13 protein-coding genes are annotated in these 19,176 nt (G+C 58.6%); 7 read left to right on the top strand and 6 right to left on the bottom strand.

Going from position 1 to position 19,176, the window contains the following annotated elements; all coding sequences use genetic code 11:
- Positions 1–20: 20 nt before the first annotated feature.
- A complete protein-coding gene (locus PLUT_RS02535; protein ID WP_011357253.1) occupies positions 21–527 on the top strand; it encodes an NUDIX domain-containing protein in 507 nt (168 codons plus the stop codon).
- 89 nt (positions 528–616) lie between these two features.
- Here PLUT_RS02535 and PLUT_RS02540 read toward each other — a convergent pair whose 3' ends face one another.
- The 3 genes from PLUT_RS02540 to abc-f form a co-directional block, all read right to left on the bottom strand.
- Positions 617–1,159 carry an acyloxyacyl hydrolase gene (locus tag PLUT_RS02540; protein WP_011357254.1) on the bottom strand — a complete coding sequence of 181 codons (543 nt, stop codon included), beginning with the start codon at positions 1,157–1,159 and terminating at the stop codon, positions 617–619.
- A 39-nt stretch (positions 1,160–1,198) separates the two neighbouring features.
- The gene (locus tag PLUT_RS02545) at positions 1,199–2,131 is read right to left on the bottom strand and encodes an aspartate carbamoyltransferase catalytic subunit (protein ID WP_041464004.1); all 933 of its coding nucleotides are present in this window, start codon (positions 2,129–2,131) and stop codon (positions 1,199–1,201) included.
- 135 nt (positions 2,132–2,266) lie between these two features.
- Entirely contained in the window at positions 2,267–4,228 is a 1,962-nt protein-coding gene (abc-f, locus tag PLUT_RS02550) for a ribosomal protection-like ABC-F family protein (RefSeq protein ID WP_011357256.1), read from the bottom strand.
- 302 nt (positions 4,229–4,530) lie between these two features.
- Between abc-f and PLUT_RS02555 the strand changes: the two genes are divergently transcribed.
- The 3 genes from PLUT_RS02555 to PLUT_RS02565 are packed head-to-tail and all read left to right on the top strand — an operon-like array spanning position 4,531 to position 8,775.
- Positions 4,531–5,811 carry a TolC family protein gene (locus tag PLUT_RS02555; RefSeq protein ID WP_011357257.1) on the top strand — a complete coding sequence of 427 codons (1,281 nt, stop codon included), beginning with the start codon at positions 4,531–4,533 and terminating at the stop codon, positions 5,809–5,811.
- Positions 5,795–6,766, top strand: coding sequence for an efflux RND transporter periplasmic adaptor subunit (locus PLUT_RS02560; RefSeq protein WP_011357258.1), 972 nt, complete (start codon positions 5,795–5,797; stop codon positions 6,764–6,766). The genes PLUT_RS02555 and PLUT_RS02560 overlap by 17 nt, the downstream gene beginning before the upstream one ends.
- The gene (locus PLUT_RS02565; RefSeq protein WP_011357259.1) at positions 6,763–8,775 is read left to right on the top strand and encodes an ABC transporter permease; all 2,013 of its coding nucleotides are present in this window, start codon (positions 6,763–6,765) and stop codon (positions 8,773–8,775) included. The genes PLUT_RS02560 and PLUT_RS02565 overlap by 4 nt, the downstream gene beginning before the upstream one ends.
- 399 nt (positions 8,776–9,174) lie before the next feature.
- On the opposite strand, the gene sucC is transcribed toward PLUT_RS02565, so the two are convergent.
- The gene (sucC, locus tag PLUT_RS02570; RefSeq protein WP_011357260.1) at positions 9,175–10,350 is read right to left on the bottom strand and encodes an ADP-forming succinate--CoA ligase subunit beta; all 1,176 of its coding nucleotides are present in this window, start codon (positions 10,348–10,350) and stop codon (positions 9,175–9,177) included.
- Positions 10,351–10,519: 169 nt separating this feature from the next.
- On the opposite strand from sucC, the gene PLUT_RS02575 reads away from it, so the two are divergent.
- Positions 10,520–10,981 carry a nucleoside deaminase gene (locus PLUT_RS02575; RefSeq protein ID WP_011357261.1) on the top strand — a complete coding sequence of 154 codons (462 nt, stop codon included), beginning with the start codon at positions 10,520–10,522 and terminating at the stop codon, positions 10,979–10,981.
- 15 nt (positions 10,982–10,996) lie between these two features.
- Here the strand turns inward: PLUT_RS02575 and PLUT_RS02580 are convergent, their stop codons facing one another.
- Together PLUT_RS02580 and PLUT_RS02585 are read right to left on the bottom strand one after the other, a co-directional pair.
- A complete protein-coding gene (locus PLUT_RS02580; RefSeq protein ID WP_011357262.1) occupies positions 10,997–12,019 on the bottom strand; it encodes a hypothetical protein in 1,023 nt (340 codons plus the stop codon).
- Positions 12,020–12,109: 90 nt separating this feature from the next.
- Positions 12,110–13,369: a nitronate monooxygenase gene (locus PLUT_RS02585; RefSeq protein WP_011357263.1), complete on the bottom strand. Its 1,260-nt coding sequence runs from the start codon at positions 13,367–13,369 to the stop codon at positions 12,110–12,112.
- 323 nt (positions 13,370–13,692) lie between these two features.
- Between PLUT_RS02585 and gpmA the strand changes: the two genes are divergently transcribed.
- On the top strand, positions 13,693–14,436 hold the full coding sequence (gene gpmA, locus PLUT_RS02590; RefSeq protein WP_011357264.1) for a 2,3-diphosphoglycerate-dependent phosphoglycerate mutase: 744 nt from the start codon (positions 13,693–13,695) through the stop codon (positions 14,434–14,436).
- A gap of 112 nt (positions 14,437–14,548) precedes the next feature.
- On the top strand, positions 14,549–19,150 hold the full coding sequence (gene gltB / locus PLUT_RS02595) for a glutamate synthase large subunit (RefSeq protein ID WP_011357265.1): 4,602 nt from the start codon (positions 14,549–14,551) through the stop codon (positions 19,148–19,150).
- The last annotated feature ends 26 nt before the right edge of the window (positions 19,151–19,176 follow it).

A 19,176-nucleotide genomic window follows, 5' to 3' on the forward strand; every position in this document is an offset into this window, starting at 1 on the left:
CTATTGACGGGGATATGAATATGGGAGATGTGACATTGCGCGTCAGCGCCCTCTGCATCAGGGACGGGCATGTCCTGCTTGTGGAGCATAAGAGTTTTGCCAGCGGGGACTCTCTTCTGCCGGAGAGTTACTGGATTCTGCCAGGCGGTGGGGTTGAGCGCGGCGAGACGCTGGAAGATGCGGTACGGCGTGAGATGATGGAGGAGACCGGGCTCAGCTGCAATGTTGGCGGGCTGATTTTCGTGAAGGAGCTGCTCTATCCCTACCCCGGTGTTGCGGGCCAGGGGGAGCGCCATCACTCGGTCTCTCTCGGCTTCCACTGTGAGGTGACAGGGGGTGAAACCATTACCGGCCGGGACCCCGAATACCCCGATGACCAGCAGATGATCATGCGGGTCGACTGGCTGGCGGTTGCGGACCTTCATCGCTACGACCTCTATCCGCCGTTCCTTCCTGACTATTTACGCAAAGGTGCTCAGGAAGGGTTTTCTGGTGCCGTGCCCGAGTTTTTCGATTCACTGCTCTGAGTCTTCCACCTTGTCCGCATTTACAATACAAAAGCCCCTGCAGTTCAGGGGCTTTTGCGTTATCGGGTATGTTGGTCCGTGTTTCCGGTTCAGAACAGATGGCCGAAGCGGATGCCGATGTTGTCGATGCCCGGATTGGGATCGGCAGTGTTGGCGTTGGAAATATGGTCCATCATGAGCGACATCCTGTTGCACTCGCTGAGGTTGTATCCTACCTCGAGTGCGAGCCGGAGGAGAACGGCGCTTCCGAGATCCTTGCCGGATTCGTTGTTTGCCGAGAGTCCGACTCCCGCATCAAAAAAGACGCCGTTCTTCCACTGGTACTCCCAGAGGCCGCCGCCGTAGATGTGGCTGGTGTCACCGGAGCTGTTCAGGGAAAGTCCTACGTTCGGGCGTGCCGAACCGCCCCAGAACTCCCACTCGGGTGTGAAAATGAGCTCTGCGTTGAAATCCACGCCCTGTTCGGAGGGAACAGCGCCCCAGAGGTTGATGTCGGTGTCGTGGGCGAGGATGCCCACCCGTGCTTCATGCAGCCAGTCGCTGGTTGCTGCCTCTGCCTGCAGGGGGAGCATGCATAGTGCTGTGATGAGTGCGAGGATTCCGGCCTTGAAGGGTGTGTGTGTCGTTTTCATGGCGTTGAGGGTTGAATGTTAGTGTGTGTGTGGGTACTGCTAAGGTGTATCGGCAAGCAGGGTCTGGAGCACCGCCATACGGACGGCAACGCCGTTGGTGACCTGTTCGAGCAACATGCTTTTCGAGTATCCGGGTGGCTGGATGCGGTCTGCCACGCGGTTAGAGATTTCGATTTCACGGTTTATCGGTCCTGGATGCAGCACCAGCAGGTGCCGGGCAGTCCGCTCAAGCCGTTCATCGGTAAGCCCGTAATGGACGGAGTACTCCTGCAGAGAGGGGAGGTAGCCGCCGGTCGCGCGTTCAAGCTGCAGCCGGAGCACCAGGGCGGCATCGGCCCAGCCAAGGGCCTGGTCAAGGTCGGTGAAAAGGCTGACGCCGAGTTTTTCCGAGTCTGGCGGAAGAAGGGTCACCGGGCTGCAGAGGCCGACTTCGGCACCCATCGTGAGCAGTCCGTGAATGTTTGAACGGGCCACCCGGCTGTGGAGCACGTCGCCGATGATGGCCACCTTTATGGCCTTGAGCGTTCCGAAGTGTTCACGCAGGGTGAACATGTCGAGCAGGGCCTGGGTCGGGTGTTCGTTTGCGCCGTCACCGGCGTTTACGACAGGTTTTTTTGTGATGCCGCTGATGAACTCCGCACTCCCTGAGGATGGGTGGCGCAGGACGAAGGCATCGACCTGCATGGCTTCCAGGTTCTTGATGGTATCGCTGAGTGTCTCACCCTTGGTGACGCTGCTCGTTGAGGCGCTGAAGCCGAGCGTGGAGGCTCCGAGGTTCCTTGCCGCAAGTTCGAACGAGAAGCGGGTTCTGGTGGAGTTTTCAAAAAACACCAGCGCGATCCGTCTGCCCTGAAGAGAGGGGCTGAAAGACGGGGCGGGTGCGGTGAGCTCTTTCTTGAAGCCTTCAGTTTTGTCGAGCAGTCCGCTGAGGGTGCCGGCGGACATGCCGCATAGTCCCGTAAGGTGCTGCAGTGCTGCCATGGGAGAGTTCTTGTTGTAAATGCGAAAGTTCTGTTAAATGTATGAAATTTTTGTTGTTCCGAAACTACTGCAGCAAGTGTAATACTGTGGGCGTTTCGCCTGCGTCGACGCCAGTGTCGGAAGCTCTTATCCGCCGGCTTTCTCCCAGTCGGAGAACATCTGCTCGAGCTCGGCCGAAAGTGCGTGGTAGCCTTCAAGGGTCGCTGCGGTTTCAGCCTGGCTTTTCATGTAGAAATCCTCGTTTGCCATGAGGGTCTCCATCCGCTCCTTTTCCTGCTCAAGGCGGTTGATCTCCTTTTCGATGGCTTCGATCTTTTTCCTGTCTTTTTTTGCCGCGGGTTTTGCTGCAGGGGCTTGGGTTCCGGTTTTCGCAGGTTTTTCAGCCGCTGCTTTTGCCTTCATTGCCGCAGCCTCCCGGGCCTTTTCCTCTTCCAGGTTCTTTTCAGCCTTTTCAAGGTACTCCGCATAGGTGCCGAGGTAGAGCTGGATGGAGCCGTTCTTGAGCTCTACGACCTTGTTGACGAGGCTGTCGAGGAAGTAGCGGTCGTGGCTGACGAGGAGAAGGGTCCCGTCATAGTTTTCCAGCGAGTCGATCAGCATCTCTTTTGAACGCATGTCGAGGTGGTTGGTCGGTTCATCCATCACGAGGAGGTTTGAGGCCTGCAGAAGGATCCTTGCAAGTGCCACCCTGGACTTTTCACCACCGGAGAGCACCTTGATCTTTTTTTCGATCGCATCACCGCTGAAAAGAAAGCAGCCGAGGATGTCGCGCACCTTTTTCTGCGCTTCGGCTGTCGGCGCGGCATCAAGCATCTCGGTATAGATGCTTTTTTCCGGGGCGAGGGTTTCGGTCTGGTGCTGGGCGAAATAGTTCATCGACACGTTATGGCCGACCGAGAGTTTGCCTTCGAAATCAATCTCCTGGGCCAGGATCCGGCAGAAGGTCGTTTTTCCTGCGCCATTCGAGCCGACGATGGCGATGCGGTCTCCTCGCATGATCTCCAAATCGATTCCCCGCAGCACCTCCTTTGTTGTGCCGTCCGGCAGGGGGTAGCTTTTTCCGACCCCGTCAAGGCGCATCACCTTGCGACCTGATGGCTGTGCCTTGGGGAAGCGGAACGAGATCCGCGACAGGTCTTCTTCCGGGCACTCGATCTCTTTTTCGAGCTTTTCCATCTGGCGCAGCCGGCTCTGTGCCTGCCGTGCCTTGGTCGCCTTGGCGCGGAACCGGTTTACGAACGACTGCAGTTCGGCAATCTTTTTCTTGTCGTTTTCGTACTTGCCCATGAGGAGCTCAAAGCGCTCCGCTTTTTCGATTTCGTAGCGCGAGTAGTTGCCCTTGTATTCGTCGATGCGCTGAAAGGCTATTTCCAGCGTCTTGGTGGTCAGCTTGTCGAGGAAAAAGCGATCGTGCGAGACGATCATGTAGCTGTGCTCGTAGTTCAGAAGGTAGTTCTCCAGCCAGCGGAGCGAATCGATGTCGAGGTGGTTGGTCGGCTCGTCGAGCAGGAGCAGGGTGGGGTTCTGCAGGAGCAGCTTGGCGATGTGCAGGCGCATCTGCCATCCGCCTGAGAACGACTTCACCTTCTTGTGGAAGTCGATTTCACTGAATCCGAGACCCGCCAGCACCTTTTCGGCATCCGACTGCATCGTATAGCCTCCGAGGTGCTCGAACTCATGCGTGGCGTCGGAGTAGCGCTCGATCAGGTCGTGGTAGCCGGCACTTTCATAGTCCTGTTCCGGCAGTGCGAGCTCATGCTCCATAGTGGTGATCTTCCCGGAGAGTTCGTAGAGGCGGGCGTTTGCCTGCAGCGCATACTGCAGGGCCGTTTTCTCCAGGTCGTCGGCAAACGAGATCTCCTGCGGCAGGTAGCCGATGGTTGTTTCGGCAGACTTGATGAACTGCCCGTTGCTGATGAGCCCGGAGTCCGCGGCGGTGGTGCCGCTGATGAGCTTCAGCAGGGTGGACTTGCCGGTCCCGTTCAGCCCGACGAGGCCCACGCGGTCTTTGTCGCCGACCCGGAACGATGTGTCGGAAAGAAGCTCCTTGGTGCCGACGCTGAGGGAGAGGTTGCGCGCTTCAAACATGGTCGATGTGCCCTTTGGTCATAGTCAATGGTTGTGTCTTGGCACTGAAGGTACTGATTTTTTCAATGAAACCCCCCGTCCCCCCCGCCTGAAAACTCAATTCTCCCCCTGCTGCCCGAGGGATACCGGCGCGCTGCCTTCAGCGGCTTTGGATGTAATGATTTAACGCAATTATTGCAATGGAGGACGAGGGATTGTTGTTTATTTGAATCGTTCCGGCTATTGTGGAACGTGCAAGGTTTTTTGCGTATCTCTCGTCCAACCATCATGTACCTGTATTTCAACGCTCTGTTCTCCCTGCCATGAAGCGCTCCATCGTTTTTCCCGTTCTGCTCTTTCTCGGCCTTGCTCCCGCTGTGCTCCATGCCGAAGAGGCGGTGAGCTGGCGAGGGTGTGTGATGGAGGCGCGGGCCCGCCATCCTGATCTCGCCTCTTCGAGGGCCCTTCTCCGGCAGGCCGAGGCGGAACGCTTGCTTGCCGGCTCGACACTCCTTCCCAGCCTTGGCGTGACAGGCTCCGTCACCACAGGCGGCACGGTCGGCAGCGGGGCCTCAGGGGCATCATCCCTCTTTTCCTATTCCGTGACCGCCCGCCAGCTGCTTTATGATGGCCGGAAGAATTCCAAACTCCGTGACGCTTCGGCCGAGTCGGTGAAAGCACGCGAGAGCTCCATGGCTGGCGTTTCTGCAGACGTCCGCTTTGTGCTCCGCAGTGCTTTCACCGAGCTGTTGAAGGCGCAGGAAATGGTGGAACTGTCATCCGACATCGCTCTTCGCCGCAAAAACAACGCCCGTCTCATCGCGCTTCGCTACCGTGCGGGCCGCGAGCATATCGGTTCGCTCCGGCGGGCTGAGGCAGATCTTGCCGCAGCTGAGTTCGAGGTCGCGCAGGCCTCACGCGGACTTGTCCTTGCCCGCTGCGTGCTTTCCTCCGCGCTCGGACGCCGGGAGCGCAGCCCCCTCAGGGTTGCGGGGTCGTTCACTGCCCCTGTGCCGGAAACTAGGCTGGCACCCGATTTTCAGGCGATTGCCCGGAGGAACCCCCTTGTCGTTGAGCTTGAGGCAGTCCGGAATGCTGCAGGTTACAGCCTTGCCGCTGCCGAAAGCGCTTTTGCGCCCGAGCTGTACCTGCGTTCATCGGCCGGCAGGAGCGAGACCAGTGACTGGCCTCCGGAAAACGTTTCATTGCATGCGGGCGTGGAGCTCGTTGTGCCGATCTACGAGGGCGGAGCCGGACGGGCGAGGGTTGCCGGGGCCCGGGCCGCACTCAGCGGCAAGGATGCCGCCGTGGAGAGCGGCATGCTTCAGGTTCTGGACCTGCTTGAGGCCAGCTGGAAGCAGTTCGTCGATGCCCGGGAGCGCCTCACGGTGCAGAAAAAATATCTCGATGCGGCCGTCGAGCGCTCCTCGATTGCTGATGCACAGTATTCGAACGGGCTCATCTCGTTTGATGACTGGGTGATCATCGAAGACAATCTTGTCAGTGCGAAAAAGGAATTTCTCAATGCCGGCGGCAATCTCTGGATTGCAGAGGCTCAATGGATACAGGCTAAAGGAGGAGGACTTGATGAAGTTGTGGATTAAGGTACTCTCGGCTGTCGCCCTGCTCGGGCTGGTCTCGGGGTCGGTGTTGTTCTTCACCGCAGGTGGCCGAAAGGAGAGCGCTACAAGGTATTCGGTGGTGATGCCGGAGCGGGGGCGGATCGTTTTGAAGGTGTCGACCACCGGAGAGGTCGAGCCCCGCAACCGGCTGAAGATCCTTCCTTCCGTTGCGGGACGGGTGGAGGAGGTCCGTGCGGAGGAAGGGGCGATGGTGCGTAAGGGACAGGTGCTCGCGCTGCTCAGTTCCAGCGAGCGGGCAGCCCTGCTCGATGCCGCGCGTCTTCAGGGCAGCAGCGAGCAGTCCTACTGGCAGTCGGTCTACCGTCCGACAGCCGTGCTCGCACCGATCGACGGGCAGGTCATCGTGCGCAGCATCGAGCCCGGCCAGACCGTGACGTCCTCCGATTCGCTGTTCGTGCTTTCCGACCGGCTGATCGTGAAGGCTTACGTCGATGAAACTGACATCGGACGGGTTAAGGTGGGCCAGAAAGCGCTCATCGGGCTTGATGCCTACCCCGAAATCCGTCTCAATGGGAGGGTCAGCCACATCTATTACGAGTCGCATCTGCAGAACAACGTCAACATCTATTATGTGGACGTGATCCCCGAAACCGTTCCCGATGTCTTCCGTTCCGGCATGAGCGCCAACATCGACATCATCGTCCGTGAAAAGACGGACGCCCTTCTGGTTCCTGTAGCAACGTTCTCAACCCGTAATGGCAGAACAACGGTGCTGCTTGAGGGAGAACGAGGAGGGGAGGGGCGGCCGCAGGAGGTGAGGGTCGGCCTCACGGACGATGGGCGGGCTGAGATCCTCGAAGGGCTCACCGACAGTTCACGGGTCCTGCTTCCCGATACCACCTTCGTCCTTCCGGAAAACAACGGCGGTTCCAATCCGTTCATGCCGAAGCGGAAGAAAAAAGATAAAAAGCCATGACCTCCATGCTCCCCATGGCTCCCACGACCCCGCTTCTGGAACTGGTCGATGTACACCGTACCTATCCGGTAGGGGAGAGCACGGTCAATGCCCTGCGGGGGGTTTCCCTTGAGATCCGGGAGGGAGAGTTCGTGGCTATCATGGGCTCATCGGGGTCCGGTAAGTCCTCGCTGCTCCATATCCTCGGCCTGCTCGACAATCCAGACCGGGGAGAGTACCGCATCCTAGGCCGGAATGTCAACGCGCTTCCCGAAGACGGGCAGGCCGGGCTCCGCAACCATGTTGCAGGGTTCGTGTTCCAGCAGTTTCATCTCCTCAAGCGCATGTCGATCGTCGACAATGTGCGACTTCCCCATATCTACAGCGGCCTGAAGGGCGATTTCCGCCATGAGGCGCTCGAAAGCCTTAAAAAGGTTGGTCTCATGCACCGGCTCGACCATACCCCCGGCCAGCTTTCCGGCGGCGAGCAGCAGCGGGTGGCCATTGCCAGGGCTCTCATCGGCAACCCCATGATCCTCTTTGCCGACGAACCGACCGGCAACCTTGATTCCAGGAACTCCCTGGAGATCATGAAGATCCTCGAGGAACTTCACCGTGAGGGCCGCACCATCGTGATGGTGACCCATGAGGACGAGATAGCAGCCTATGCCGACCGGGTGATCACCATGCGCGATGGTCTGGTGGTCAGCGACCAGCGTCGCGACAGGGTATGCCTGCCGGCAGGACCGTCCGTTCCGCTTACTCTGGACCCGCACGCCATGATGGATGCATCGCGCAATCTGTCCGTATGGCAGGACGGCCGATTCATCGGCTTTGTCCAGCAGGCGTTCCAGTCCATATTCGCCAACAAGGTGCGCTCCCTTCTTTCCGTGCTCGGCATCCTTGTCGGCGTGGCTTCCGTCATCGCCATGATGGCGCTCGGAGAAGGCGCTAAGGTATCCATAGAGGAGGAGCTGAAATCCATGGGCTCCAACCTCATCTCGGTCCGGGGCGGCTCGGCCAGGGTGCGCGGGGCTGCACAAGGAGACGGGGCGGTCGCCCGCTTCACCTTCAAGGATGTGAAGGATATCTCGAGGATGCACTCTCTTGTGAAAGGTGCGGCCGGAACCGTCAACGGCTCAGGACAGATTGTCTTCGGTAACCGCAATTGGAGCACCACCCTCGACGGAGTCGGCTACGAGTATGGATCCATGCGCGCCTTCGTCCCCTCCATCGGGCGATGGTTCACCCGGGATGAGATCCGGAAACGCGAAAAAGTCGCTGTCATCGGCGTAACCGTTGCACGGGAGCTGTTCGGCAATAACAACCCCATCGGCCATACCGTAAAAATCAACCGTATCAACTTCAAGGTCATCGGTATTGCGCCGGCGAAGGGTTTTTCCACACACCGTGACCAGGACGATGTGGTCCTTGTTCCGGTGACTACAGCCATGTACCGTGTTCTTGGCCGGGACTATCTCAACAGTATCTACGTCGAGGTCCGGAGCGCTGAGGGAATCGATGGTGCCAAGGAGGCTGTCTCCGACCTTATCGTGAAGAATCACCGCCTCAGGGAAGGTGACGACTCGTTCAACATCCGCGACATGACCGAGATCCAGGAGATGCTTTCAAGTACCACACGGACCATGAGCATGCTGCTCGGTGCCATTGCGGCCATTTCGCTCCTTGTCGGCGGCATCGGCATCATGAACATCATGCTGGTGTCGGTGACTGAGCGCACCCGTGAAATCGGGCTCCGCAAGGCCATCGGTGCGCGCCGGGAGGACATCATGCTGCAGTTTCTGGTGGAGTCGGTGGGCCTGACCCTCAGCGGCGGCATCATCGGCATCATTGCCGGCATCGGGATTTCAGCGCTGCTGGCCGTTTTTGCCGGCTGGGCCGTCAAAACCTCCATCGTTTCCATCGTGCTCGCCACGTTCTTTTCGGCGATCACCGGCATATTCTTCGGTCTATGGCCTGCACGGAAAGCAGCCGAACTCAGACCGGTGGAGGCGCTGCGCTACGAGTGAGGAAAAAAAGTTTTTTTTTGTGCAAGGTTTCCTGGTGGAGCTCGTCATACTCTATGAAAGCCGGTGAAATGGTTGCACCGTGCTCTCTACAGAGTAGTGAATGTGTGTTTGCGTTATGTGTGTTGTGTGATGTGTGTGGTTGGATTTTCAACAGCAGTTCTTTCCAGATGAACCGTATGCCGTTGTGATGTGAATGACTTGTGAATGGATGGTTGATTGATGCAGAGGCTGGGATGGGTTGTTGTTGAAGTAGACAGGGAAGGGGGGTTGTGCTCCTTCCCTGTCTTTTTTTATGCCCGAGCGCAATGCCCCTAAACGCAGAAACCCCGACCTGGGCCGGGGTTTCTGCTGTATTTGTCTGCTGACGGGTCCTGTTCAGGAACCGCCATACTACGCTGCTCAGGCCGAGAGCGCCTGGTTCACTTTCTGGGCGGCGTCCTTCAGGCCGTCGGCTGCGATGAGGTTCAGGCCTGATTCATCGAGCATCTTCTGCGCAATGTCGGCGTTCGTACCCTCAAGGCGCACGATGACCGGCAGATTCAGTCCGATTTTCCTGGCAGCCTCGATGATGCCGCCGGCAACACGGTCGCAGCGGACAATGCCGCCAAAGATGTTGACGAGGATCGCCTTGACGTTCTTGTCGCTGAGGATGATCTTGAAGCCTTCCTCGACCGTCTGGGGGCTCGCTCCACCGCCGACGTCCAGAAAGTTGGCGGGGCGTCCACCGGCAAGCTGGATCATGTCCATTGTCGCCATGGCAAGGCCTGCGCCGTTGACCATGCAGCCGACGTTGCCGTCGAGGCGGACATAGTTGAGGTTCGATTTCGAGGCCTCGACTTCGAAGGGGTCCTCTTCGGAGATGTCGCGGAGCTCGATGAAGTCCTTGTGGCGGTACAGGGCGTTTGAGTCGAAGTTGATCTTGGCGTCGAGGGCGAGCACGCGTCCCTCTTTGGTGACGACAAGCGGGTTGATTTCGGCTAGCGCCGCATCAATCGAAGTGTATGCGTTGTAGAGCGCGGTGATGAAGCTGACTGCGTTGCGGAACTGTTCGCCCTCGAGGCCGAGGAAGAATGCCGCCTCGCGGGCCTGGAAGCCCTGGAGGCCGAAACGTGCGTCAACCTGGATCTTCAGAAGCAGCTCCGGGGTCTCTTCGGCAACCTTCTCGATTTCCATTCCGCCCTCAGTGGAGATCATGAGGACGTTGTTCGAAGTTGCGCGGTCGAGGGTGATGCCGACGTAGAACTCGCGGTCGATGTTCATGCCCTCTTCGACAAGAAGCCTGCGTACCTCTTTGCCCTCGGGGCCGGTCTGGTGCGTGACGAGGGTGGTGCCGAGCATCTGCGATGCGATCTCATGCGCCTCTTCGGGAGACTTGGCGAGCTTCACCCCGCCGGCCTTGCCGCGGCCGCCCGCATGGATCTGGGCCTTGATGACCACCACAGGGCTGTCCTGCTCGGCGAACAGCTGCTCAGCTGCCTGCTTGGCCTCCTCAGCCGAATAGGCGACGATTCCTTTCGGCACGGCCACCCCGAATTTCCTCAGGATATCCTTGCCCTGATATTCATGAATGTTCATATTGCTTGAGGTCTTTTGTTACTGACGGTTTTTCGTACGCATCCCTGACGGGATAAGGCGAGAATTGCGCATAAACTTTATTATAGTAAAATTTACGCGGACGGGAAAACTAATACCGCACATTAATACCGGGCATCAATACCGGACATTGACACGCAAAGGGATCAATATGGATTTCACCTATTTCATGGAGCTGGCCTTTCGTGAGGCCCGGAAAGCATTTGAAGCCGGGGAGGTGCCGGTCGGTGCGGTGGTGCTCGACGCATCGAGCCACGTCGTCGGGCGGGGCTATAATCAGGTCGAAACCCTTTCAGACGCCACGGCCCATGCCGAGATCATCGCCCTCACTGCCGCCATGGCGACTCTCGGCAACAAATACCTCAACGACTGTACGCTTGTCGTGACACTGGAGCCCTGTCCGATGTGCGCCGGGGCAATCGTCAATGCGAAAGTCGGCCGGGTGGTGTTTGGTGCCTACGACCCGAAGATGGGGGCTGCCGGATCGGTCCTGAATGTCACCGGATGCCGCGCCCTCAACCACCAGCCGGAGGTGTTCGGCGGTATCATGGAGGCCCGCGCTCAAGGTCTCCTGCAGGACTTTTTCGCGGAGCTTCGAAGAAAGGTGCGGTAACTGGCGGCGTGAGGGCTACTCTCCGCCTTTTTCGACGGAGATGTTCTCGCGGATGATGTGCTTCACCGAGTTGGCCAGATGGGAGAAAAGGTCCTGGGCGATGCCGCTGCCCGCCGTTGGCGGAGTGACGGTATCGAGGCTTTCGATGCCCGCCTTTTTCACCGCGGTGCTGATCGTCACCGACAGCACCGGGTTGCACTCCCTGACGATCTCCTTCAGCATGAAGGCGGCTTCGAACATGCTCTGCTGAACGATTTCCCGCCGGTCCTCCTCCGTCGTCATCTGGCATCGCCGTGTCGTGATCATGCCGGCAAGGCATGTCAGGTATGCGTTCGTTGATCCTGCAAGAAACAGGTTCAGGAAGAAGGGTGTCAGGAGGTTGCCTGCCGGCAGGAGCGAAGAGAGCGTATTGCTGAATGACGACTGGATGATCGGCTTGATGTGAGCTGGAATCTCCTCTTTCTGGAAGTCGGAAAGAGGCAGGAGTTCGTATACCCCTCTTGTGAGGGCAATGAACTCCCTGAAATTCTGCCGGCGGTGGTGCATGCAGTAGATGCGCCATACCAGACGGATCATGTTGAAAAATGAGGTCGATGTGCCGTAGGCGGTACCCTGGGCGAAGGCGCCGACGAAGAAGTTTTTTGTGGCAACTTCCTTCGTGGCGGTGAGGGCTTCGGCTTCAAGCAGCTTCAGGTTGGCCCGTACCCAGCGCAGGTCGCTTTGCTTTCCATTCCGGTCCGGATGCATGGGGTGAACCGGCATGCGCGATCCCATCCATGCGGCGTAGGATGCCAGATCTTTTGCACCGGCATCACCGGGCAGTGCAGGGTGCCGTGGTGTCGAGAGAAAGCGGACAGCAGTCCATGCCAGCCAGACGATGACCGTGGTCGATAGGGCGATGAAGGCAAGGCCTCCATAAGGGATGATGGTGTCGAAAAGCCCTGCGGCTGCTGTGATCTGGTTCAGGGTGAAGACCCCGACAAGCAGGATGGCTGCTGCCGTGAAGGCGTAGAGGAGTGCCGTTGCTTTTCTTTTCATGCCTGCGTCCCCTTGGTTAGCGGGATAGAGTCTGTCGTATCATTCTCACTAATGTACGACTTCGTACGACTTCTTTTATGAAAAGAGCGCTCAGCGTCCCTCGGGATGCTTGGGGAGGCGGATCGAGTGATCCTGGCTGTGCTGGTAGTCGAGGAATATGTCTTCGGCCGGGGGGAGCTGCCAGGTGCCGTCCGCCATGCGGTTGGTCGTCTCTTTCAGGCGGTAGGTGGTGTGGCCGCAGGTCCAGCAGTCGTATTTGGCCATGCCGGTGCAGAGGCAGGTTTTTTCTTCGACCTCGAGCGGTTCGCCCGGTCTGCGCTCTTCTAGAGCTTTATGGTATGCATCGATGTAGGTGCACTTGCCGCCGTTTTCGAGCAGGTATCCGAGGCCCTCGCAGTTCGGCTTGATGGCGTAGCGGAGGGTTGGCGACTGGCGGAGCATCCGCATCGGGTAGCCGGTGGTGGATGCCATGTTGACGACGATGTCCTCTTCCCGTGCGTTGAGGTACTCCTGCTTGACGTTGGCGGGAAGACCGGCCTCCGCCGTGATGGTGAAGCGGGTTGCTACCTGGACGGCGCCAGCCCCTTCGGCCATGTACTGGGCTGCATCGGTACCGGTGAATATGCCTCCGGCAGGGATGACCGGGATCTGGAGTCCCTCTTCTTTGATGAATGCGAGGACTTCCGTGAAGATGGTATGCAGGTCGAACTTCTTCCAGTCGTCGGGGCCGAAGCCGAGGTGGCCGCCGGCAAGCGGGCCTTCAACGACAATATAGTCCGGCAGGCGCTCGAGGCGCACGGCCCGTTTCATGAAGATGGAGAGAGCCCTTACCGAGGAGATGACGATGCCGATCTTGACGTCGCGGAACCGGGGGTGGTCCTGGATGAGGTCGAGGGTGCGGAGGTTGAGGCCTGCGGCGAGGGTGATGCCGTCGATTCCGGCATCCATGGCCGAGCGGAGCCTGACCTTCAGCGTTTCGTTGGCGCCGTTCATGGTCAGCTTTTCCATGCAGTTCAGGAAAATCAGGCCGTTGCCCGTTTTCTGCGAAACGGTATGCTCGATATATCTTTTCTGCGCCTCTGCCACTTCACCGAGGTCGAACTTGACTTCGGACTTGTCACGGCTGTCGGTGAATGCCGCATATCTCTTTCTTTTTGTGCTGACAAAGGAGGTATTGAAGATCCTGTCGCAGACGTACCCGGTCTCTGCGTCTGAGATATGGCCGATACCGCCGAGTTTTTCAGCCGCCAGAGCAAGTTCGGTTGTCGAGATGTTTACTCCCATGCCGCCGATGATGATCGGGACATACTCTCGCGCGCCCAGTTTCAGCCTGAAATTATCTACCTTCATTGTCCTGTGTTAAATCGAGATATACGTGCATTTACAGATCCTCATCTCCCCTGAGGCCGGGGGTGGCATGCAGTGGTGATAACGTGCCGGCCGCCAAAAATTATTTAAGATATCACATTTTGCACTATAAATCTACAGCCAATTCGGAGAAAAACCGTCCCCTCAATCATTTGGACATTTCCGATGGAGTTCAGTGGCCCGATAATTAATCCCCTTTGAGAAAAGGTGGGGAGATTGTTAAATTGGAGACCAATCTGAAAAAGGGCCATCGGGGCACAAGAGATAGTACGCTGAATCCGAATTAACATCCTGAAGGGGGCATTATGATCAAACTGGTTTTGTTGCGGCATGGAGAGAGTCAGTGGAACCTTGAAAACAGATTCACCGGCTGGCACGACATCGACCTGACGGAACGCGGACGCAAAGAGGCGGCAAACGCCGGAAAACTCATCCGCGCAGAAGGTATCGTGTTCGACGTGGCCTACACCTCCGTGCTCAAGCGTGCCATCCGCACCCTCTGGAGCGTGCTCGACGAAATGGACCAGATGTGGCTGCCGGTCCACAAGAGCTGGCGGCTCAACGAACGCCACTACGGCGCCCTGCAGGGACTCAACAAAACCGAGACTTCGCAGAAGTACGGCGAAGAGCAGGTGCTCGTGTGGAGGCGCAGCTACGATACGCCGCCTCCCGCTCTGGGCCGCGATGATGAACGCTGGCCGGGTGCAGACCCCCGTTACCGCGGCATGGCCGAAGGGGAGATCCCCCTCAGCGAGTGCCTGAAGGATACGGTCGCCCGTTTCCTCCCTCTCTGGCACGAGACCATCGCTCCCCAGATCCGGAGCGGGAAGAGTGTAGCCATCGTGGCACACGGCAACTCGCTGCGCGCTCTCGTCAAGTATCTTGACAACATCTCAGAAGACGATATCGTCGGACTGAACATTCCCACCGGCATCCCGCTTGTCTATGAGCTGGACGATGACCTGAAACCGCTGAAGAGTTACTACCTCGGGGACCAGGATGCCGTGAAGCAGGCGGTGGCCGCCGTGGCCGGTCAGGCGAAAGCCTGAGCGGGAGAACGGTGGGTATGTGAGAATTTTTTGCTGAAAAGCCTTATATTCTGCACCTTGGTTGCGCTGTCGCCTTTATTTCGAAATTACCAGAAAAGTTGTGCCTAATAATATGAAAGTTACTTCCAACGCGGGACTGTACGATCCACAGTTTGAACATGACGCCTGCGGGGTCGGCTTTGTCGCCCATATCAAGGGGGTCCGCTCCCACGATATCGTCGAGCAGGGACTGCAGATCAACGAGAACCTCAAGCACCGCGGTGCCTGCGGGTGCGAGAAGAATACAGGCGACGGCGCCGGCATCCTGCTCCAGGTTCCAGACCTGTTTCTGCGCAGGGTATGCGGCGAACGTAACATAGAACTTCCCCCTGAAGGCCGTTACGGCGTCGGCATGCTGTTCCTCCCTCCGGACATATCACAGCGCCGGGCCATCGAGGATATCTGCCGGCTGATGATCCAGGCTGAAGGCCAGAAGTGCCTCGGGCTCCGCAAGGTCCCCACCGACAACTCCACCATCGGCGACACCGCCCGTTCGGAGGAACCGGTCGTCAAGCAGCTGTTCATCGGCTGGGGCGAGGACGTCACCTCCGAACTCGAGTTCGAACGGAAGCTCTATATCATAAGGCGCCGCATCACCAAGCGGGTCAAGTACACCGCGGGGCTGCTCGGCAGCAACTATTTCTACATCAGCAGCATGTCGGCGCGCACCATCGTATACAAGGGCATGCTCCTTCCCGAACAGGTCGGCGAGTTCTATCCCGAACTGCACGACCCCGACATGGAGAGTGCCATCGCAATGGTGCACTCCCGTTTCAGCACCAACACCTTCCCGAGCTGGGACAGGGCGCACCCCTACCGGTTCCTCAGCCACAACGGCGAAATCAACACGCTGCGCGGCAACGTCAACTGGATGAAAGCCAGGGAGAAGAACGTCCGCTCCAAAGTGTTCGGTGACGCAATAGAAGACATCAAGCCGGTCATCATGGAGGATGGCAGCGATTCGGCCATCCTCGACAACACGTTCGAGTTCCTGGTCCTCTCAGGCCGTTCGCTCGCCCATGCTGCGATGATGATCATTCCCGAACCTTGGTCCGGGAACAAGTCGATGTCTGATGGGAAGCGAGCATTCTACGAGTACCACAGCTGCCTCATGGAGCCCTGGGACGGGCCTGCTTCGGTCGTTTTCACCGACGGCCGCCAGATCGGCGCCGTGCTCGACCGCAACGGCCTGCGCCCCTCCCGCTACTACATCACGAAGGACGATCTTGTCATCATGGCTTCCGAGGTCGGTGTGCTTGATATCGCACCCGAGCGTATCCTGAAGAAGGATCGTCTCCAGCCGGGCCGCATGTTCCTTGTCGATACCGTTGAGGGCCGCATCATTGCCGATGAAGAGATCAAGGCATCCATTGCTTCCGAGAAGCCTTACGGGGAATGGATCAGCCGCAACGTCATCGATATCAGCGCCCTGCCGGACCATCCGCAGATGAGGAACCCCGATGAGGACAAGTACAGCCTCACCGCCCGCCAGAAGGTGTTCGGATACACGCGGGAGGACATCACCATGCAGATTATCCCGATGAGCGAGAAGGGGGTCGAAATGGTCGGCTCGATGGGCAACGACACGCCGCTTGCCGCACTGTCGAACAAACCGAAGCTGCTCTATGATTATTTCAAGCAGCTCTTTGCCCAGGTCACCAACCCTCCCATCGATTCGCTCCGCGAAGAGATCATCACCTCGACATCGGTCATGCTCGGCACCGAAGGCAACCTGCTCGAAGCCGAGGAGGTCAACTGCCGCAGGGTCAAGCTGCCGCATCCTATCCTGACCAATCAGGATCTGGAAAAGATCCGCGGCATCGACAAACCAGGTTTCCGGGCTGTCACCATCCCGATCTTTTATGACGTCGCAAAGGGCGGCAAGGGGATCGAGGCGGCTATGCAGGATATCTACCGCCAGGCCGAACAGGCTGCACAGGTCGGAGTGAACATCGTGATCCTTTCCGACAAGGGAGAAATCGAGCGCGACCGCGCGCCGATTCCTGCACTGCTTGCCGTATCGGGTCTGCACAACTTCCTCATCAACGCGGGCATCCGTACCGAAATCGGCCTTGTGCTGGAATCTGCCGAACCGAGGGCCGTGCACCACTTCGCCATGCTCATCGGCTATGGAGCCGGGGCTGTGAACCCTTACATGGCGTTCGAAACCATCCGTTCGCTCGTTGCCGAGGGCCAGATCCGCTTTGATGAAAAGACCGCAATCTATAACTACGTAAAAGCAGCCGTCAAGGGCGTGGTGAAGACCATGGCCAAGATGGGCATCTCCACCATCCAGAGTTACCGCGGCGCACAGATTTTCGAGGCAGTCGGACTGAACTCAAAGCTGGTCGACGCCTACTTCACCCGCACCCCGACCAGGATCGAGGGCATCGGGCTCAGCACGGTTGCCGAAGAGGTGCACAGGCGCCATGCATCCGTTTTTCCGCCTTCGGGCAACAAGGTCAACCGCGGCCTTGAGGCCGGTGGTGAGCGCAAATGGCGACATGACGGTGAATACCACCTGTTCAGCCCCGAGGCACTGCACTTCCTGCAGCACTCCTGCCGGACTGGCGACTATGATCTGTTCCAGAAGTATGAAGGGCTCATCGACGACCAGAGCCGCAACCTCTGCACGATCAGGGGTCTTCTCGACATCCGCTTCCCTGCCGAAGGCATTGCGATAGAAGAGGTTGAACCGGTTGAGGCCATCCTGAAGCGGTTCAAGACGGGAGCAATGTCATACGGCTCCATCAGCCAGGAAGCCCATGAAACCCTCGCCATCGCCATGAACCGCCTCGGCGGCAAAAGCAACACCGGTGAAGGCGGTGAGGACCCGTCACGCTTCGTGAAAGATGCCAACGGCGACTCCAGGATGTCGGCCATCAAGCAGGTCGCTTCCGGCCGCTTCGGTGTCACCAGCGAGTATCTCGCGAGCGCAGATGAGATCCAGATCAAGATGGCGCAGGGTGCCAAGCCAGGTGAAGGCGGCCAGCTTCCCGGCACCAAGGTCTATCCGTGGGTTGCCAGGGTTCGCCACTCGACTCCCGGCGTGGGGCTGATTTCGCCGCCTCCGCACCATGATATCTACTCCATCGAGGATCTTGCGCAGCTGATCCACGATCTCAAGAACGCCAACCCTGTTGCGCGCATCAACGTGAAGCTGGTCTCGACGGTCGGCGTCGGAACCATTGCGGCCGGTGTGGCCAAGGCCCATGCCGACGTTGTGCTCATCAGCGGTCATGACGGCGGAACGGGCGCATCCCCGATATCGAGCATCATGCATGCCGGCATGCCCTGGGAGCTCGGCCTTGCCGAAGCGCACCAGACCCTCATGCTGAACAATCTCCGCAGCCGCATCGTCGTGGAAGCGGACGGGCAGCTAAAGACCGCACGCGACATCCTCATCGCAGCCCTGCTCGGTGCCGAGGAGTTCGGATTTGCAACCACAACCCTCGTTGTGATGGGCTGCATCATGATGCGGGCCTGTCAGGACGACTCCTGCCCGGTCGGCATCGCCACCCAGAACCCGAAACTGAGGAAAAACTTCAAAGGCAAGCCCGAGCACGTGGAGAACTTCATGCGCTTCCTTGCCGAAGGCGTCCGCCAGTACATGGCTCGTCTCGGCGTAAGGAGCCTGAATGAGCTTGTCGGCCGCACGGAGCTGCTCGGTATGAAGAAGACGGTTGAGCACTGGAAGGCCAAGGGCATTGACCTGTCAAAGATCCTCTACCAGATGGATCTCCCAGAAGAGGGAACCCGGTACTGCAGCATGGCGCAGGAACATGCGCTCGAGGAGAGCCTCGACTGCACTGCGCTGCTGGAGATATGCGAGCCGGCCATCAAACGCCGGGAGAAGGTTACCAGCACGCTCCCCATCCGCAATACGAACCGTGTCGTCGGAACCATTGTCGGTTACGAGGTCACCAAAGCCTACGGGGCCGCCGGCCTGCCGGACGGCACCATCAAGCTTAAGTTCACCGGTTCTGCCGGCCAGAGCTTCGGCGCTTTCATTCCAAAGGGCATGACGCTCGAACTGGAGGGCGATGCCAACGACTACGTCGGCAAGGGTCTGTCGGGCGGGCGTATCGCCGTTTATCCATCGAAAGGTTCTTCGTTCCTGCCGGAGGAGAACATCATCATCGGCAACGTCGGCTTCTACGGGGCAACCTCCGGGGAGGCATTCATAAGGGGCATGGCAGGAGAGCGATTCTGCGTGCGCAACAGCGGTCTGCATGCAGTCGTCGAGGCCATCGGCGACCATGGCTGCGAGTACATGACCGGCGGCACCGTCGTCATCCTCGGCAGGACCGGCCGGAACTTCGCCGCCGGCATGTCGGGCGGCGTGGCCTACGTCTATGACCGGGACGGCTCCTTCCGCGACAACTGCAACCCCGAAATGGTGTCCGTCACCCCGGTCGATGACCCGATGGAATGCGCCGCCCTGCAGTCGATGATCGAAAAACATGTCGAGTACACCCGGAGTGACCTCGGCCAGTCGATCCTCGACGCATTCCCGACGCTGATCGGTAAGTTCGTGAAGGTCATGCCGAACGACTACCGTCGTGCGCTCGAGGCCATGAAAGAGGTCGAGGCGGCAGGCATCACCGGTGAGGCGGCCGTGATGGCCGCATTCGAGAAAAACGTGCACGATCCCTCAAGGGTATCGGGGAATTAAGAACGAGTTAATTATCGAGTAAACTA

Source organism: Pelodictyon luteolum DSM 273 (assembly GCF_000012485.1).
GTDB lineage: Bacteria > Bacteroidota > Chlorobiia > Chlorobiales > Chlorobiaceae > Chlorobium > Chlorobium luteolum.

Bases quoted from the DNA above. Each gene is read 5' to 3' on its own strand.
- PLUT_RS02535 (WP_011357253.1), top strand. From the start codon at position 21: ATGGGAGATGTGACATTGCGCGTCAGCGCCCTCTGCATCAGGGACGGG.
- PLUT_RS02540 (WP_011357254.1), bottom strand. From the start codon at position 1,159: ATGAAAACGACACACACACCCTTCAAGGCCGGAATCCTCGCACTCATC.
- abc-f (WP_011357256.1), bottom strand. From the start codon at position 4,228: ATGTTTGAAGCGCGCAACCTCTCCCTCAGCGTCGGCACCAAGGAGCTT.
- PLUT_RS02555 (WP_011357257.1), top strand. From the start codon at position 4,531: ATGAAGCGCTCCATCGTTTTTCCCGTTCTGCTCTTTCTCGGCCTTGCT.
- PLUT_RS02560 (WP_011357258.1), top strand. From the start codon at position 5,795: ATGAAGTTGTGGATTAAGGTACTCTCGGCTGTCGCCCTGCTCGGGCTG.
- PLUT_RS02565 (WP_011357259.1), top strand. From the start codon at position 6,763: ATGACCTCCATGCTCCCCATGGCTCCCACGACCCCGCTTCTGGAACTG.
- sucC (WP_011357260.1), bottom strand. From the start codon at position 10,350: ATGAACATTCATGAATATCAGGGCAAGGATATCCTGAGGAAATTCGGG.
- PLUT_RS02575 (WP_011357261.1), top strand. From the start codon at position 10,520: ATGGATTTCACCTATTTCATGGAGCTGGCCTTTCGTGAGGCCCGGAAA.
- PLUT_RS02580 (WP_011357262.1), bottom strand. From the start codon at position 12,019: ATGAAAAGAAAAGCAACGGCACTCCTCTACGCCTTCACGGCAGCAGCC.
- PLUT_RS02585 (WP_011357263.1), bottom strand. From the start codon at position 13,369: ATGAAGGTAGATAATTTCAGGCTGAAACTGGGCGCGCGAGAGTATGTC.
- gpmA (WP_011357264.1), top strand. From the start codon at position 13,693: ATGATCAAACTGGTTTTGTTGCGGCATGGAGAGAGTCAGTGGAACCTT.
- gltB (WP_011357265.1), top strand. From the start codon at position 14,549: ATGAAAGTTACTTCCAACGCGGGACTGTACGATCCACAGTTTGAACAT.